The following is a 17,722-nucleotide window of genomic DNA, read 5'->3' on the forward strand; positions in this document are numbered from 1 at the left end:
TCTTTACTTAAAAATTCGGCCGATAATGTTCCCTATATCAGCAAAATCATCAAGGTTGCTTACAGCTCTTTTTTCTGTAACAGTATTGTCCATTTTTGAAAAAGGATAAATTACTATATAATTGTTATTGCTGAGTTTTTTATTTAAAATTTCAGGCACTTCTTTCATCTGAGGAAAATAAGAATACATACCTCTGTCGGCCATTAAAATAATAAGTGCTTCGTCTTCTTCCAGATTTCCTGCAGTCTGTTCGGCTTCCTGCCATGAAGCTACAGGATTAAAAACAGCTTCTATATTAGATTTTTTAATGATACTTTTTAATACAGTAATAGTTTTTTCGTTTGCGTAAAAACTCATTTTTGCTCCCGAATTTTTTGCGATATTCCAAATTCTCAATAAAGAATGGAAAAATCCCGGTTCTTTTTCTGAATCAGCAGGAATTAGCACAACATACTTTTTAATGGTTGACAACGGCTGTACTGCATGATAGATAATCAAATTTATATGCTTGTTCTGCAGATAACCGTTATAAAGATTATAAATAAATGAAGATGAAAATCCTTTTTCTTCTTCAAGACCAATAAGCAGATCAGTAATATTCTGTTCTTTCACCACATTATTAATCCCTGAAATTACATCATTATCATGCCGCGTTATCGGATTTAGTTTAACGTCAGCCGCCGCTGCCATATTTACGGCCGCACCCAGTAGCTTTTCTGCATTTTTTTGAGATGATTCACTTTTATCTTCGTTAATTACATTGAGTGCAAAAAGGTTGTCTATATTACTTCTGCTTTTTATAAGAAGTCCCAGATTAACCATTTTTTCAACCGTATGCTCATGATTTACAGCCAGCAGAATTTTCTCTTCTTCATCACCCTCACCTGCCGCGGTTTCTTCTCTATCTGCATCGGCAATCCTCTGGGCACTTGCCATTGATACAAATGATGAAATCGTACACGAAACCAATATAAGCAGGATACTGCCATTAAGCACATGTTCATTTAAAAGCCTCACAGGCTCTCCTGCTTCATTTTCAGATAAGATGATATTATATCCCACCATTACAGAAGCAAGTGTTGCCGCTGCAGAAGCTGCACTCATTCCGAAAATAAGCCTGCCTTCATCATCTGTAAAATTAAATGTCTTTTTAGTTAAAAAAGCAGCTGCATATTTCCCCCCTATTGAAGCTATAAGCATAACTGCAGCTACTCCTAGCGTTTCCCAGCTCTGGATAAAAGCATTAAAATCAATCAGCATACCGACGCTAATCAGGAAAAATGGAATGAAAATAGCATTTCCTACAAATTCTACCCTATTCATAAGTGATGAAGTGTGCGGTATAAGTCTGTTTAGGGCAAGACCTGCAAAAAATGCTCCAATAATCGCCTCTATTCCTGCTAGTTCTGCCAGTAAAGCAGCAAGGTAAATCATTACAATAACAAAAATATACTGGGAAATCTTGTCTTCTACATTCTTAAAAAACCACCGCGCTGCTATGGGGAAAAGAAGCAAAACAACTAAAGCAAATACCAGCATAGAAACAGAAAGCGTGACCCAGAAAGAAGTTCCGACTTCTCCCTGCGACATACCCACTACAACAGCCAGCACTACCAGCGAAAGCACATCTGTAATCATAGTTCCGCCAACAGTAACATTTACAGCGAGTTTCTTGGCGATTCCTAGTTTGCTTACCATAGGATATACAATAAGAGTATGTGATGAAAAAAGACTAGCAAATAATACCGAGCTTAAAAGCGAAAAGCGGAGTATATAATAACCGCCTATAAGCCCAAGAGCAAATGGCACAATAAAGGTATACAGCGAAAAAGTAATACTCTTCCATTTATTTTTTTTAAAGTCCCCCATATCTATTTCCAGACCAGCAAGAAACATTATATAAAGCAGTCCTGTAGTTCCTGTTACCACTACACTGCTGTCTCTGGCAAGAACGTTAAATCCGTTTGGACCAATAACTGCACCGGCTATAATAAGTCCCAACAGGTGCGGTACTTTTATTTTATTCAATAAAAGAGGAATACATAAAATTATGATAAGTTCGATAAGGAATTTTAGTACCGGATCTTCAATAGGAAGACTGACGTGCTGTATACTTAATAACATAAATTATTTTTTTTGAGGAGTTGTAAGTTCCACCGAGAATCTGGCAGAACAGTTATCCTGTCCGGTAATAGTCTGTGTGCCTTTAACGACATTTTCTTTTATATCATCAAGGACAACAGTCATTTTTACTCTGTTTTTTGAAACACTGTCACTGCTAAATTCAAGCATTATTTTATCTTTCAGATATTTTGCCTTAAATACCCGAACAAGTTTTTTGTTATTTATGACATTCGTATATATTCCAGTGGAATCAGATACAAATTCCCAAGTTTCATTACGCTGATCCCCTATAACATACTGGCTGCAGTCTGATTCTCTACAAAGCATCTTACTATTTTTGAAACCTTTAAGTGATTCGGGCCATTCTGTAATTAATAGATTATCATTACTGACCGTATCTTTTAATGCAAAGATGCTGTCACGCATAGACAGTAGCGCTTTATAATCAGCTTCTTTTTTTTCAAATTCTTCTTCCCTTACAATTAGAGCTTTTTCTCTCTTCAGCAATTCCTGCTCTTTTTTGCTTTCGCACGAGATAAAAATACAGCCAAGAATGAATAATAGAGGTAACTGTTTCATAAATCTTTTTTTTGGATATACAATTTAACCAAAATAAACCGCTATACAAAATAAAAAAACTTTAAAAAACAGTAAGCCAACATTAAAGTTGATAAGGAATTACAATAACTAAGGCAGAAAATGCAAGTAAGAGGCACAGTTAAAAAAGATTAAAGTAAATTAGTGAACTGATTTTCAATAAAAACCAACTGGCATGAAAAAAACTGATTATAATTTACTCCTGAAAAATACAGGAAGTCCGAAAGAATATTCAGATGCAATATATTTAGTTTACATTGAACTTTATAAAACATCTAAGACCTTCAAAAAAATAATTTCAAAGCATTCTAAAATAGTATCCGAAGCAGAATTCGGCTATATCCGTGAAGTAAGCATGCAAGGAATTCCAGAAATCGTCCGTTCTTTAGCATTAAAAAATCATGCCGTTTACCAGATTGTTAGATTGTGTAAGATTACCAGATAATATATTATTATAAATCACTCCAAAATTTAGAGATGAAATTAGATTAACGGAGAGCAAAGCAGACTATCACAAAATTACTTCCACTGAAATTATTACAACTATCACGTAATTAATCTGGCAACAAATTGCTAATGATCTGGAGAGAAGCTGCTTCGCAAAAATCTAAGCCAGAATAATCCGGATTAAGTCCGCCTATATAAGGAACCGCCATAATGTAAAGGTTTTTATTATAAGCGCCATACTGATCAATAACTTGAAAATTGTCATTTATAGCTATCCCTGAAACATTCATAAAATACGCTCCAGCCTCATCTTTTTGTACTGTATCTTGATTCTGCATAAAAGCAGCATGGCCGGCTTGGTTAGATTTAAACTTTAAACGTGCAGGACTTACGGCTTTTTGTGACAACAGCGTTTTAAAAGGAAAATCATTATACTCCAAGTGAGGTTGGCCTATACAATCAATAAATGTTTGATAATAAACCGAATGCTTTTTATCATTATCATCGCTGAAGTGATACACTATTCCACCATTAAGCTGGGGTTCGACTGTACTGTCAGAACCTACAGAAATAAGATCAAGTACGCCTGCATGATGAAGAGCAAGAAGCTCTTCACAGGATTTCTGAGGGACAAAAGCAATTACAATGGAAATAAGTGGCATGAGAACTTTCTGAAGCCGCTGCATGTCTTCTGCCGAAAGGTATTTTGCAGGATGATTCATCGCAAAACTAAGCACTCCGAGCATTTCTTTCCAATAAACGGATTCCTGTCTTTTAATGGATTTCTCCGCCTCGACATATTCGGCTCTTAAAAGCTGGAAGGGATCCAAACGCTCGCGGAGTTTCATCATTTCTTCCACAAAATCTTCAATGGATAAATCTTTGATACGTTCATAAAAATTATAATCCCTGTCACGGAATATCTCTTTAAAATTCTTTTCAAATACAAAATCAAGCGACAGAAATCCATTATTATTTTTTCTGTGCTCTTCTATTTCATCACTGCTCAATAAAGAATCATTGGAAAGTCGAGAATCTTCCAAATGGAATCGTACAGCAGGAAGCATACCGCTTCTCGAGTGCATCATAATTTTAAATTCGCTGCTTTCGGGATATAAATTGAAAAGCAAGTTACCGTCTTTATCTGATTCAAATGAACCATTATGTCTTGCAATTGTTCTAATAGCATCTATAGCTGTTAAAGAAGAACCTTTCACTGCGATGGCATGATTAAACTTCTGCACTAGTTTTTGAGGAGGATAAGGAGCATCATAATAACCTGGTATTTTTCCTTCATGAGTTCTCGGCCAGTTATGTCCCGTACAAATAACGACAGAATCGAACACCTTTATCTGTCCTTCCTCTGTTTCAAGTTCGATTGTATCGTTTTTCACATCGTACTTAATGTCTGCAACAGCACTTTCGAAATGCACTTCTGAATTAATTCCAGCTTTCGATCCTGCCTCAATCAGCATTTTAAATTGTGCGTCAAGATACTCCCCGAAAAACAATCGGGGAAATACTTTATAATCATTAAATTTTTGGGGATCAATTTTAAATCTTTCAAGCAGTTCCACAGGCGCATTGTGTATCCATTCTGACATTGGAATTACAATATCAGGAATCTCATTGCCTGAAACATTGGTAATATGTTCATTATTCGCACCTTCACTGCTGTAGGGCATTCCTGAACCAAGTTGAGCTTTACGTTCGAAGATTTCTACTTCAAAATTATTCTTTCCAGATTCAACCAGTCTTTTATACATAAAAAGTCCGCTTGGACCTCCTCCTATAATTGCAATACGTTTTTTATTCTCAGCGGTCATTGAATTTAATTATTATGAGGTTTAGATTTTTTTTCATGGTTTTGATAACAAATACAGGAAGATATAATACCATATTCTGTATGTTATTTTACATTTTAAAATTTTGCAATTTCAACCATTAAATTTAAATCAAATACAGGTCTGCGTCTTACAGAATCCTATCTATAAATTACATGATATCACTTAGTTCAAGTTTAATTAAATTTGATATTTAGCAAATACGTTTGAAAGAAGACTAAATTTATGAGAACAATTTGAATCTAATTTTAGATTTTTGCCAACATAGCGAATACCAAAATCACAAACAAAGAAAGAATGAAAGAAATCATAGCACTTTCAGACCAAGAGATAACCATTAACAGAAATGAATTTCTGAAAATAAATGGTAGTATAGATACCAATTTATACTATATAGAAAGTGGCAGCGTGAGAATTTTTGTTTTAGACGGAAGCGATGAACAAAACATTCGATTTGGATATAAAGAAAACTTTGTTGTTTCTCTCGATTCTTTTTTAACGGGACAACCTTCTAATTTGTGTATTCAGCCCATAAAAAAAACCGTTTTAAAAGTGGTAACCAAAAAACAGATTGATGATTTTTTAGCCTTAAAAAATAACGCAATTTTATGGGTCAAAATTTTGGAAAATCTTGCAGTCCAACAGCTGGAACGCGAAATTGACCTTCTGAAAAATTCGCCGAAAGAAAGATATGAAAGAGTCTTAAAACGAAGTCCGCAGCTATTTCAGGAAATTCCAAACAAACATATTGCCAACTATTTAAGAATGAGTCCTGAAACTTTATCACGCCTCAAAAAGTCTTGATTTCAATCAAGGTTTATAAAAATCTATTTTTTGACCTTTACATAAAATTAAAATTATGCAGTCAGAAAAATTTATTGAAGCTCTTTTAGAACAGACAAAACAGATTTTAAAGGAAGCCGAAAAACTAAAAACTTACGATTTAAATGTATTAACATGGAAAGAAGATGAGATTTCCTGGAACATTCTGGAATGCTTGGAACACCTCAACAGGTACGGAAATTTTTATCTGCCAGAAATAGAAAAGAAAATCAAAAATTCTGACTATAAAGCTGAAATTGATTTTAAGAGCGGATTTTTAGGCAGTTATTTTGCAAAAAGTATGCTGCCTAAAGAAAAATTAAATAAAATGAAGACTTTTAAGGATAAAAATCCTTTAAATGAAAACCTTGACAAAACGGTTATTGACCAATTTATAAACCAGCAGTACAAATTACTGGATTTGTTGCAACAATCGCGAAATGTAAGCTTGAATAAAGTAAAAACTAAAATATCGATCTCTAGATTAATAACACTAAAACTTGGCGATACTTTTGAGTTTTTCATTAATCATATTATCAGACATTTAAAGCAGATTGAAAAAATACAATTGGCAGCTAAAAATACCTTAACCTTATAAAAATCATTAAACAATACTCCAGAAATATAAAAGCAGTAAAAATCAAATGCTAATCCTTTGGAAGATAAATCCAAAAAGTTGTTCCTTGTCCTGGTTTACTGGTGAAATTAATAGTCCCATTGTGGTTTTCAACAATACGCTTGCACAATGCCAGCCCGATACCGTTTCCGCTGTACTGATCTCTTTGATGAAGCCGTTGGAACATATCAAAAATGCGGCCTGAATATTCGCTGTCCATTCCAATTCCATTATCTTCAATTGAAATGACATAAAAATTACCTGAAGGAGCTGCAGGATCAAAAGTGGTGTCGCTTTTAGATGAAATTATACGGGAAGATATATTTACTGTTGGCTGTGCTGAATTAAATTTTAATGCATTATTTATTAGATTATAAAACAGCTGTCGCAACTGGGTATCAATTCCATTAACAACTGGCAACGGACTCAAATTTATCACCGCTTTTTTTTCTTCCTTAATAAGACTCAGATCTTCTAAAGTCTGTGCGGCGACATCATTAAGATCAACTTCTGCTGTAAATTTATCATGATTATTGACACGGGAGTAATTAAGCACATCTGAAATTAAATTAGATAATCTGCCGGCTGCCAAAGTAATTTTATCAAAATAATAAAGCGTTTTTTGCTGCTCGGTTAAATGTTCTGCTGCTCTTGAAATCATAATCATGATTTTTCGCAGTGGTTCCTGCAGATCATGACTTGTTATAAAAGCAAACTGTTCCAGTTCCTTGTTTTTGAATTTCAGCTTTGAATTTGCATTTTCCAGCTCAAGCTGCATCTTTCGCAGCTCCGAATTGTCTTTTAAAGCTTCAACAATCATTTTCTGGGCATGATTATTTACAAAATAAATAAGCCAGCTGCTAATCGAACCGTCTTCAGATTTATTAGGCATAATAGAAACATTATGCCAGATATAATTATCCTCTTTTTTAATTCGAATATCAGCAGAAAAATCTCCTTTGCTTTTTTTTGTATTACTCCATCCTTCAACAATTAGCGGTACATCATCATGATGTATAAATGTTGCTAGGCTTTTTTTATCAAAAACCATTAAAGGAACTTTTAGATAGCTTTCAAATGCATTATTTGCTACAAGCACATTGTTTCGGTCGTTGACAATGCAGATTAAAACAGGAATTGTATCGACCAGAGTTCTGTAGCGGTTTTCACTTTCCCCCAGTTTTTCTGAAAGCGCTACAAGTTCAATATTCTTTTTTCTGATTTCATCATAAGCAGAAATGGGCGGTTCATACTTGAAGTAATCTACAAGAGTATTTATTTTGGCATCTGAAAGAAGTCCGGGTGAAGGAACCTGATGGCTTAAAGTTGTTACCGATTTGTTATCGGCATAATTGTATTCTATATTGCCCGATATTTTGGCGGCATATTTATAGGCTTCGGGGTTGCATTTTTTAAGATCGACCTTATCGGTAAGCACAGCAAATATTTCTTTGTGACTCGCTCTGATAATATTGATTCCCAATACCAGCACCGAATTTTTTCCATTGGCAATGGAACATCTTGCCACTTCTGAAACCGCCGTAGAAAAACGAGTCTGCGACGGCACAGGCATACCACACATTTCAGCAATTTTCATGGAACGCTTGTGAGCCAGTATGAGGTCCATTTCATTGTCAAGATTAATTTTTACAATTTCCTTCATAAAGCCTAAATTATTTTTCCAACCAAAATTGTAGCATCATCAGTTCCCCTCACATTATCTTTATATAAGGCAGAAGCAATAATAGCCGGACTCTGTTTAATTATAGAATTAAGTTCATTTAAATTCCATCTTGTTCTCAGCCCGTCACTATGCATTATAATAATTTGATGTTTTTGGTAAGGAACTATAGTGCTGTTTATAGTCCGTGGAATATTATGACCGATTATGCCATTATATGGCGTATAAGTTTTGTTGTCTAGTCCGTTATAAATACGTGTGTTGATATTACCAATACCGCAGATATTCCAGCTTTCTGCTTCATAATCAACGGCAGCAATAGTAGCAACAAGCCCTCTGCTTTTTTTAACATGCTCATGAACATATCGAAGCACTGCCACAGGATCATTTTCTGTACATTGTTTAAAAGCTCTAATTGCTTGTTCAACTGCTTCGTGGGCATTTGCCCCGTGTCCTAATCCATCTCCAACAAAAATCTGAAAACCTTTTTTGGAATATTTAATATGATGTCCGTCTCCGCATACTCGCTGGCCTGGATAGTTTACGCTTAATGCGGACATATCCAATTTTGTAGTTGAATTTGGGATCGAACAATCTGGTTTATCACAGATTTTAATATATTGGACAGTTCCCCATCCGCGCATAGAATAAATCTGAAAATCATTGCTTAATCTCTTAATAGCACCAATACCTTGACCAAGTGTACTCGAGGTAGAATAGCCATCTTTCATTATCTTGGAAATATTATCAATACCAGTTCCTTTATCCAGACAGTATATTTCTATTTCATTAAAGCTTCCATTATGATGTGCTCTGTAAAGCAGATCTCCACCGCCTGCATATTTAATAAGATTAGAAGTAAGTTCGGCAATAATAATATCGGTTTCAGCAGCTCTGTGTGGTTTAAAACCTAACTGAAGTGCTAAATTATGTATCTCTCGTTTAATAAAAGCGATAAGACTTCTATCGTCAATTTTGTAAACGGAAAAAGTATTATCCATTTTTCCACTTTATTATAGTTACGGTTGTACCGTTTCCTAATTGGGTTTGTATATCAAATTCATTTACCAGCCTTTTTGTGCCGGGCAGGCCAAGACCTAAACTTTTTCCGGTGCTATAACCGTCCTGCATGGCCAGAGTTATATCTTTTATGCCAGGCCCCTTATCAATAAAAGTTACGCGCACACCTAGATCGCGTCCATTGGTTACAGATTCTATTATAACTTTCCCTCCTCCTCCGTACTTTAGAAGATTACGGACAAGTTCGCTTGTTGCAGTAATTAACTTGGTCTGATTTAAAATGCTCATTCCAATTTTTACACCATATTCCTTTACGCGATTGCGTAATGGAACTACATCCTGCTCTTTTACTATAAGCAGTTCCTCTTTATTCGTTGCTGTCGTCATACGTCTGCTCCTCGTTATCGCCATTGTACATTTTCGCGCGAAGCAAATCCATGCCTTTCTCAACATTTAAGGCACTTATAACACCGTTTAAAGATAATCCAAGTTCAACCAGTGTAATAGCAACCGCAGGCTGCATACCAACCACTACCGTCTGGGCATCCATAATTTTTGACATAACCGCGATGTTTCCTAAAATTCTCCCCATAAAGGAATCAATAATAGAAACGGCAGATATATCAATTAAGACGCCCTTTGAATTATGTTTATTTATAGTATTTATTAAATCCGATTCAAGATTTTCAGCCAATTGGTCATACAAATCAACCTGTATGGTAACAAGAAGAAAATCTCCCATCTTGAGTATTGGAATTCTTTCCATGTCAGTAATCTTAATTCGTTATTTTCTTTTCACAACCGTAAGCTGTAACATTTCAAAGGCTGTTTGAAGAGCGCTTGCAAGCGAAGCTTTTGTAATAATTCCAGTAAGATCTATTCCTAAATGCACCACAGTCTGTGCAATTTCAGGGCGGATACCGCTGATTATGCACTCTGCTCCCATTAATCTCGTTGCACTCACCGTTTTTATAAGATGCTGTGCTACCAATGAATCTACCGCCGGCACACCTGAAATGTCAAGTATGGCAATAGAACTGCCTGTATCTACAATTTGCTGCAAAAGATTTTCCATTACCACCTGTGTTCTGGAACTGTCAAGGGTTCCTATAATAGGAAGTGCCACAACACCATCCCAAACACGGATAACCGGTGTCGAAATCTCACTAATCTCGTCAATCTGTCTTGAAATGACATCTTCACGTCCTTTCATATACGATTCAAAAGTTAAGATTGTCATGTTATCCAGCAGCGTAGATAATTGCAAATTAGCGTTGTATAATTCTGTAGAATCAGATGCTGTTTCTGAAAGAATTTTAGAAGCTGCTTCTTTAAAAGCAATCAGATATTGTGCATTTTCGCGGGGAGAAAAACCACGTCTGCCTCTGGAACTTGAAATTCCAATTAACAAGTCATGAACTTTTTCAAATTCGTGTGATTCAGTATTTCCATTTGAATGTTGTAACACATCAAGTAAAAGGGCTGCGAACTCTTTTGATTCTTCTTCTTCTGTTGCTCCATCAGTAGAACCGCTTGCTTCTAAAAGCTCAGACCATGTGGTCAATAATTTGTTTTGGTGCTCTTTCAAGCTTGCCAGGAGATTGTTCTGCATTTGTTGTGATATTTGGATATTCATGTAAATGTAGACAATTAATGTTAGCAAAATTGTCTAAATTCGGAAAATACTTGTAAAAAAAATATTCTCTAATTCGTTATCTATATAATTCGTTTTAAGAAAAAATTATTCTCCCGTTTGCATATGCGGAGCATCTACAGGTTTAGACTGAGAGGAGCCAATCTGTCTCAGATAAATAGAAAAAATAACTATAGCAAATACCGACAGAAATTCACTCTGCCAGTTTTGGAAAGACTCAAACCAAAATCGGGAATCTCCCATATAAGCCGAAGCGGTTTCAAGCGGCAAACCTTTCAATGCTAATTGTTGATTTTCATCTTTTAAACTTCCATAAAAATGTGCGGCCATTGAAATAAAAAACAATAAAAACAAGGCAATACTTAGAGAATGCTTGTACACAGCTAATATCCACCCTCCTTTTTTAACCGGCCATGGAACATTTTCTCTTTTGGCTGATGGTTCTCTGTCAACTTCTTCCTGTTTATCTAAATCCTTAGATTCTGAAGAACCTTTCTGCTGCAAAAAAATTGTCAATACCACTAATAAAGCCATCTGCAGAAATTCACTTTCCCAATTTTCAAATGTAGATTCTATAAAATGTCCTGTTGAGAAATAAGAAAATAAACTGATTGGCGAGATGCCGTTTTCTGTTAAATCTTTATTGTGTTCTACAAATCCAAAAAAAATCTGTCCTACAAAAGAGGCTATAAATAATAGAAAGAAACAAATCGAAAGTCCATTATTACGTAAAAAATTTTTCATGATTTTAATTGTAAAAGATTGCAAACTATTGTTTTTCTAATTCATCTTCCGCAGGCAGTAATTGAGATTCCATGAATTTTCCCTTTACAATAGTTCCTTCTTCATCCTCCCACTCTGTTATAACATTCTCTATCAAATCGGGTTCAAAGCCAACAACCTTCATAACCTGTGTTCCAAATTCCTGCTGCACCTGTTGTCCTTCTTTATACATAATATTTTATATTTAATAATTAAAATGTGTTTACTTCCTCCTTCAGAATAAACAATATGCCATTCAATTTCAAGACTAAAGATATAGAAGCTCGACCGGACTACTTTATATCATTGCTATGTATTATTTACATTATTCCCCTCAAAAAACTAAAAAACTATATTTCAATAACACAACAGTAATGACATATTTAGTTAGTACAGATGTTAATTATGAAAACAGTAAGGTCAATTCTATAAAAAGAACCCCAATCTCTTTCCTAAATTTACGGGTTATGTCCTAATAATAATTATCTAGATTTCTATAAAGAGGTTCAGTATAATTTTTAAGCATAATGAATATTTTTCATTTAAAACTTAAAATGCATGAACACATCGGAAATAGAAACAACAGCATCATCAAATTTATTCCCTGTTGTTGGTATTGGCTCGACATCAGCAGAAATTGAAATATTAAAGACGATTATTTCTGAGATACCTGAAGTGTCAGGAATGAGTTATCTGATTATAGAAAATTTATATTTCCCTCAATCCAAAAAGCTAGCCGAACAGCTCGCAACATATTCTAAAATTCCTGTTGCCGAAATTGTCAGTGAAATAGAATTAATTCCAGACCATATTTATATTATTCCTGAAAACAATTTTTTGTTTTTAGAAAATGGCATACTAAAACTTAAACCTCGAACACGAAGCAGCAGAGTAAACAATTGCATGGATTTATTTTTCGAATCCCTTTCCTCTGTTTACAACAGCTATACCTTTGGAGTAATCCTTTCTTCAAATCCGATTGATGGTGCGGCGGGACTTAAAAAACTAAAAGAATATGGCGGTGCGACTATTGCTGTTTTATCTAATAAAAATCAAAATGACACAGCAGAATTTATAGATTATTTTGCATTACCGGAAAAAATTGTTTCTAAATTACTTGAAGTACAAAATAGTTATTTGGCCGCTCACGCTTATTTTGAAGAAGAAACATCAGATCGTGATCAAGAATTGTTTGAAGAAATTATAGCTCTTGTATCTGTAAGGTCAGGCACCAATTTTTATCATTATAAATACCAAACCCTACGGAGACGTATCGCCAAAAGAATGGTGAATACTAGGCAAGATAGCATCGAAAAATATTTGAATCTACTCAAAAGCAGTACTAGCGAACAAGATCTTCTGTTTTATGATTTCCTTATACCTGTTACTTATTTCTTTAGAGATCAACTGTATTTTGATAACTTATGTTCTACCGTTTTTCCGTCTATCATTGAAAATTTAAGCAATAAGAGTTTAAGAATTTGGTCTGCAGGATGTTCAACTGGCGAAGAAGTGTATTCTCTGGCTATCTGCATTGATGAATATCTTAATAAAATAAACAATAAGGATATTCAGGTTCAGATTTTCGCTTCCGATTTGTCTGAAAAATGCATCGCAAAAGCCCGCTCTGGAATATATACTTTACAAGATGTAAAAAATATAAGTGAAGAAAGAATCGAACAATACTTTACTAAAAGAGACAGCGGTTATCATGTTAATAAAAACATCCGAGATAAGTGCGTTTTTGCCCTGCATGATCTGACTAAAGACGCGCCTTTTGCAAATATAGATTTAATATCATGCCGAAATGTACTGATATACTTTGACTCACAATTACAAAATCAAATATTTGAATCCTTTCATTATGCGCTTAAAGACAAGGGATATTTGTTCTTGGGCAGATCGGAATCGGCAAACAATGTTCAAAATTTGTTTACTATAATAGAAAAAAAGGATAAGATCTATATTCGAAAACAGGATGATATTAAACGTAAAATCTTCCATTCCGATTTTAATTCTGCTGTTAGCAGAACAAAAAATACTTTACCCTTAACAAGCAATGAAATAGATTATAGAAAAATTGCCGCAGATATCCTTTTAGAGCAATATTCTCCTGCCGCTGTAATCATTAATGAAGAATTAGAAATAGTTCATTTTCATGGAGATACCAGCCCCTTTTTACAGCCGCCTGTTGGAAAACCGAGCTTTAATATTTTAAGTATGGTTTATGAAGAAATTGGTTTCGAATTAAGAAATGCAATTTTAAAAGCCCGTAATGAGAAAAAAAACTTTTCTGGAGAAAATATTAGCGTAAAAAAACAATCTTTTTTAACCTCTTTTGAGGTTATATTTCTTCCTTCAAATATCGAATTATTATTGATTATTTTTTGTAAAAAAACGGTTTCACCTGCCGAACAAAATCGAACTGGCGAAAATAGAACCGAAGAATTAGAAAGACAGCTGCTGCAGCTGAGGGGTGATTTTAAAAGAGTTACCGAAGAACAGCAGATTTATTTTGAGGAACTCCAGACCACAAATGAAGAACTGCTTAGCAGCACTGATGAACTGCAGCTTATTAATGAGCAGCTCGAAACTTCGACAGAAGAGCTTCAGTCTAATAACAAAGAATTATCTTATATCAATTTTGAACTTCAGGACGGTCGTGATGAACTCGCATCGATGCGCAATTTTTATGAATCGATTGTAAAAACCATAAGAGAACCTTTAATTATTATTGATAAAAATTTTATAGTCAAAAATGCCAATCCATCTTTTTACAAATATTTTAAAACCCACGAAGAAAATACAGAAGGCTTTTCAATTTTTGATATAATAAACGGCCAATGGAATAGGCCGCAATTCAAAGAAACTGTTTTAAAAAAACTGGCTCAAAACAATATCGTCGAAAACTTTAAAATAGAATTTCAATCTTCTGCCGGAGAGAAACAGATCATGATTCTAAATGCATCTCCCATTTTAAACTCTGTTCCTGAAGGCATGATTCTTATTGCTTTGGAAGATATTACAGAATTAGAACACAGTGGCGAATCGTTAAAAAGCAAAAACACAGAACTGCTCGACCATAATAAGCAGTTAGAATCTTTTACAGATGCTGCCAGCGGCAACTTACTAGAGCCCATTAGAAAAATATATATGTTTGGGAAAAAAATTTTAGACAATGAAACCAATCTCACTGAATCTGGCAGACATAATGTAAAAAGACTATTAAGCTCGGCAGTAAATATGAATCAGCTTATTGAAGACCTTATAGATTATTCAAAAATAAACTTTTCTAAAAAAGAATTTAAGAAGACAGATCTTAATATACTTCTCAAAAAAACAGTAAGTGATTTAAAAAGAGTAATTAATGTGTATAATGCTGTTATAATAAATGATCCTCTTCCAACAATTGCAATTATAGCTCCACAAATACAGCTGCTGCTTAGGCATTTAATTTCCAATTCAATAAAATATACCAGAAAGGATACGCAGCCCGAAATAAAAATTGGCATCTCTTATCCCGAATCTGAAGAAATTATCGAATTAGGCGCCGACTCTAAAATTAACTTCATAAAGCTTTATGTAAGTGATAACGGAATAGGCTTTAATGATGATTTTGAGAAATTGATATTAGCTCCCTTTTATAAACTTGAAAGCAATGATTTGCAATATGGGAGCGGACTAGGGCTGGCGTTGGTGCAAAAAATTATTTCCAATCATGGCGGTTTTATTAAAGTCTCAAGCAAACCTTCTGTAGGAACAACAGTTAATGTCTATCTTCCGTTACTTGAAAGCTAAATTTTAAAAAAAACAATCTCATTTATTTTTATTTATCTGAATTACTGGTAATTGTAGAACTATATATTGTAAAAGTATAAAAACGTCACATTAGTATAATATACTTTTGATAGAAAGAAAAATCACAACTCTAACTAACTATAAATCTGTAAGTAAGGGTTTTGATTCTTCAAAATTTCAAGGTATTTAACTAATAAGATATTTTATGAAAAATTTTCAAGACGAAAAACAACGCGATTTATCAATCAACAAATCAGATGGCACAAATAAATTTCTGACTACAGATCAAGGCCTTAGAATTAATGATGATAATAATTCGCTGAAAGCAGGCGAAAGAGGTCCTTCTCTACTCGAGGATTTTATTCTTAGGGAAAAAATAACGCATTTTGACCACGAAAGAATTCCGGAACGAATTGTGCACGCGCGCGGTTCAGGAGCTCACGGATTTTTTGAAGTTACAAATCCAATTCCGGAATTGACTAAAGCTGGTTTCTTAAAAGAAAAAGGTCTTAAAACTCCTGTATTTACACGATTTTCTACCGTTGCAGGATCAAGAGGTTCTACAGATCTTGCCAGAGATGCCAGAGGATTTGCCGTTAAATTTTATACTCAGGAAGGTATTTATGATTTAGTGGCCAATAATATCCCTGTATTTTTTATACAAGATGCTGCTAAATTTCCAGACCTTATCCATGCTGTAAAACCAGAGCCACACAATGAAATGCCACAGGCTGCATCTGCACATGATACTTTTTGGGATTTTATTTCATTGATGCCCGAATCCATGCACATGATTATGTGGGTTATGTCTGATCGTGCCATTCCGAGAAGTTACAGAATGATGGAAGGTTTTGGAGTACATACTTTTAGACTAATCAACGAACAGGAAGAATCTGTTTTTGTAAAATTCCATTGGAAACCAAAATTAGGAACTCACGCAGTTGCTTGGGATGAAGCTCAGAAAATTTCAGGAAAGAATCCAGATTTTCACAGACAAGATTTATGGGAAGCTATTGAAACAGGAAATTTTCCAGAATGGGAATTAGGCGTTCAGGTAATTCCTGCTGAAGACGAAAACAAATACGAATTTGATCTTCTAGACCCAACCAAACTGGTTCCAGAAGAATTAGTTCCTGTTACTATTGTCGGCCGAATGGTTTTAAACAAAAACCCTGATAATTTCTTTGCAGAAACAGAACAGATTGCTTTCCATCCAGGACACATCGTCCCGGGAATCGATTTTAGTAATGATCCTCTTTTACAAGGAAGATTATTTTCTTATACCGATACACAACTTTCTAGATTAGGAAGTCCGAATTTTCATGAAATCCCAATTAATAGAAGTGTTGCTCCCGTTCACAACAACCAACGTGACGGACACATGCGTCAGGAAATTAATAAAGGCCGCGTAAGCTATCATCCAAATTCACTTGGCGGAGGCTGTCCGTATCAGGCAAAAATTGAACAAGGAGGTTTTGCAAGTTTCAACGAACGAGTTGATGCTCATAAAGTAAGAGAAAGAAGTGAAAGTTTTAACGATCATTTCGGACAGGCAAAATTATTCTTCAACAGCCAGACGCCAGAAGAAAAAAGCCATATTGTAAAAGCATTGCGTTTTGAACTTGGAAAAGTAGAAACTACTGCCATAAGAGTTAGAGTCTTAGGCTTGCTTTCGCAAATTGATGCCACTCTTGCTGAAAAAGTGGCTGCTGGACTTGGAGCAACTGTACCTCCAATTTTGGAAACACCGATTAATAAAGGTGTATCGCCAGAAAACGAAGGCGGACCTCAAGAATCACAAACAGTTGAATCTTCTGTTTCTTCTTCTGAAGCATTGAGTATGATTAAAAATCCAACGAATTCACCAACGATTGCGTCTAGAAAAGTAGCAATTATTTGTTCTGACGGAGTTTCTGAAGCGGCTGTATTGAATATCAAAAAAGCACTAAAAAAAGAAGATGCCAAAGGATGCATTATAGCACCTCATCTTGGATCTATCGTAACAGATGCTGACGGTGCAATTGCTGCCGAATTTAGTTTATTAACTGCTTCATCTGTATTATTTGATGCAGTTTACATTCCACATGGATTAGGATTGAATGCATTGGCTGAAAATGACGATTTATTCGAATTCCTTAATGATGCCTACAAGCATTGCAAAGTAATTGGTGCAGATGGCGAAGCTTCAGAAATTATAAGCAGTGCCCCTTTTGCATCTAAAATTACAAATGAAGATGGAGGAATTATTTTGACCAGCGATGTCGCAACCGAAGGATTTGCTCAAGATTTTATCGCTGCAATGACCCTGCACCGTTTTTGGGAACGCGAACCAAACTTATACAATTAAATCAAAAAAA

Annotated in this window: 15 protein-coding genes; 5 read left to right on the forward strand and 10 right to left on the reverse strand. The window is 34.8% G+C overall.

Translation table 11 applies throughout. The features are described from left to right. Positions 1–3: 3 nt before the first annotated feature. Together AC3Y25_RS07730 and AC3Y25_RS07735 are read right to left on the reverse strand one after the other, a co-directional pair. On the reverse strand, positions 4–2,124 hold the full coding sequence (locus AC3Y25_RS07730) for a cation:proton antiporter (RefSeq protein WP_489902336.1): 2,121 nt from the start codon (positions 2,122–2,124) through the stop codon (positions 4–6). A 3-nt stretch (positions 2,125–2,127) separates the two neighbouring features. Next, positions 2,128–2,703 carry a hypothetical protein gene (locus AC3Y25_RS07735; RefSeq protein ID WP_489902337.1) on the reverse strand — a complete coding sequence of 192 codons (576 nt, stop codon included), beginning with the start codon at positions 2,701–2,703 and terminating at the stop codon, positions 2,128–2,130. Between the two features lie 193 nt (positions 2,704–2,896). Here AC3Y25_RS07735 and AC3Y25_RS07740 point away from each other — a divergent pair, with 193 nt between their 5' ends. After that, entirely contained in the window at positions 2,897–3,166 is a 270-nt protein-coding gene (locus AC3Y25_RS07740; RefSeq protein ID WP_489902338.1) for a hypothetical protein, read from the forward strand. A gap of 109 nt (positions 3,167–3,275) precedes the next feature. Here the strand turns inward: AC3Y25_RS07740 and AC3Y25_RS07745 are convergent, their stop codons facing one another. After that, complete coding sequence (locus AC3Y25_RS07745; protein ID WP_489902339.1) at positions 3,276–4,994, reverse strand: FAD/NAD(P)-binding protein; 1,719 nt, start codon at positions 4,992–4,994, stop codon at positions 3,276–3,278. Positions 4,995–5,309: 315 nt separating this feature from the next. Here AC3Y25_RS07745 and AC3Y25_RS07750 point away from each other — a divergent pair, with 315 nt between their 5' ends. After that, complete coding sequence (locus AC3Y25_RS07750; protein WP_489902340.1) at positions 5,310–5,816, forward strand: Crp/Fnr family transcriptional regulator; 507 nt, start codon at positions 5,310–5,312, stop codon at positions 5,814–5,816. 55 nt (positions 5,817–5,871) lie between these two features. Beyond that, positions 5,872–6,432 carry a DinB family protein gene (locus tag AC3Y25_RS07755; protein WP_489902341.1) on the forward strand — a complete coding sequence of 187 codons (561 nt, stop codon included), beginning with the start codon at positions 5,872–5,874 and terminating at the stop codon, positions 6,430–6,432. A gap of 49 nt (positions 6,433–6,481) precedes the next feature. On the opposite strand, the gene AC3Y25_RS07760 is transcribed toward AC3Y25_RS07755, so the two are convergent. From AC3Y25_RS07760 to AC3Y25_RS07790, 7 genes are all read right to left on the reverse strand, one after another. Next, positions 6,482–8,113, reverse strand: coding sequence for a sensor histidine kinase (locus tag AC3Y25_RS07760; protein ID WP_489902342.1), 1,632 nt, complete (start codon positions 8,111–8,113; stop codon positions 6,482–6,484). 5 nt (positions 8,114–8,118) lie between these two features. Beyond that, positions 8,119–9,132, reverse strand: a complete 1,014-nt coding sequence (locus tag AC3Y25_RS07765) for a SpoIIE family protein phosphatase (protein WP_489902343.1) — start codon at positions 9,130–9,132, stop codon at positions 8,119–8,121. Further along, positions 9,125–9,562, reverse strand: a complete 438-nt coding sequence (locus tag AC3Y25_RS07770) for an anti-sigma regulatory factor (RefSeq protein WP_489902344.1) — start codon at positions 9,560–9,562, stop codon at positions 9,125–9,127. Before AC3Y25_RS07770 ends, AC3Y25_RS07765 begins: the two co-directional genes overlap by 8 nt. Beyond that, a complete protein-coding gene (locus tag AC3Y25_RS07775) occupies positions 9,519–9,893 on the reverse strand; it encodes an STAS domain-containing protein (RefSeq protein WP_379795715.1) in 375 nt (124 codons plus the stop codon). The genes AC3Y25_RS07770 and AC3Y25_RS07775 overlap by 44 nt, the downstream gene beginning before the upstream one ends. 42 nt (positions 9,894–9,935) lie before the next feature. After that, complete coding sequence (locus AC3Y25_RS07780; protein ID WP_489902345.1) at positions 9,936–10,763, reverse strand: STAS domain-containing protein; 828 nt, start codon at positions 10,761–10,763, stop codon at positions 9,936–9,938. Between the two features lie 129 nt (positions 10,764–10,892). Beyond that, a complete protein-coding gene (locus AC3Y25_RS07785) occupies positions 10,893–11,549 on the reverse strand; it encodes a DUF6766 family protein (RefSeq protein WP_489902346.1) in 657 nt (218 codons plus the stop codon). 25 nt (positions 11,550–11,574) lie between these two features. Beyond that, positions 11,575–11,760 carry a hypothetical protein gene (locus AC3Y25_RS07790; protein WP_248727391.1) on the reverse strand — a complete coding sequence of 62 codons (186 nt, stop codon included), beginning with the start codon at positions 11,758–11,760 and terminating at the stop codon, positions 11,575–11,577. 365 nt (positions 11,761–12,125) lie between these two features. On the opposite strand from AC3Y25_RS07790, the gene AC3Y25_RS07795 reads away from it, so the two are divergent. Together AC3Y25_RS07795 and AC3Y25_RS07800 are read left to right on the forward strand one after the other, a co-directional pair. Then, entirely contained in the window at positions 12,126–15,365 is a 3,240-nt protein-coding gene (locus tag AC3Y25_RS07795) for a CheR family methyltransferase (protein WP_489902347.1), read from the forward strand. Between the two features lie 205 nt (positions 15,366–15,570). Then, positions 15,571–17,712, forward strand: a complete 2,142-nt coding sequence (locus AC3Y25_RS07800; protein WP_489902348.1) for a catalase — start codon at positions 15,571–15,573, stop codon at positions 17,710–17,712. The last annotated feature ends 10 nt before the right edge of the window (positions 17,713–17,722 follow it).

It is taken from the genome of Flavobacterium sp. LK-23 (assembly GCF_058135255.1).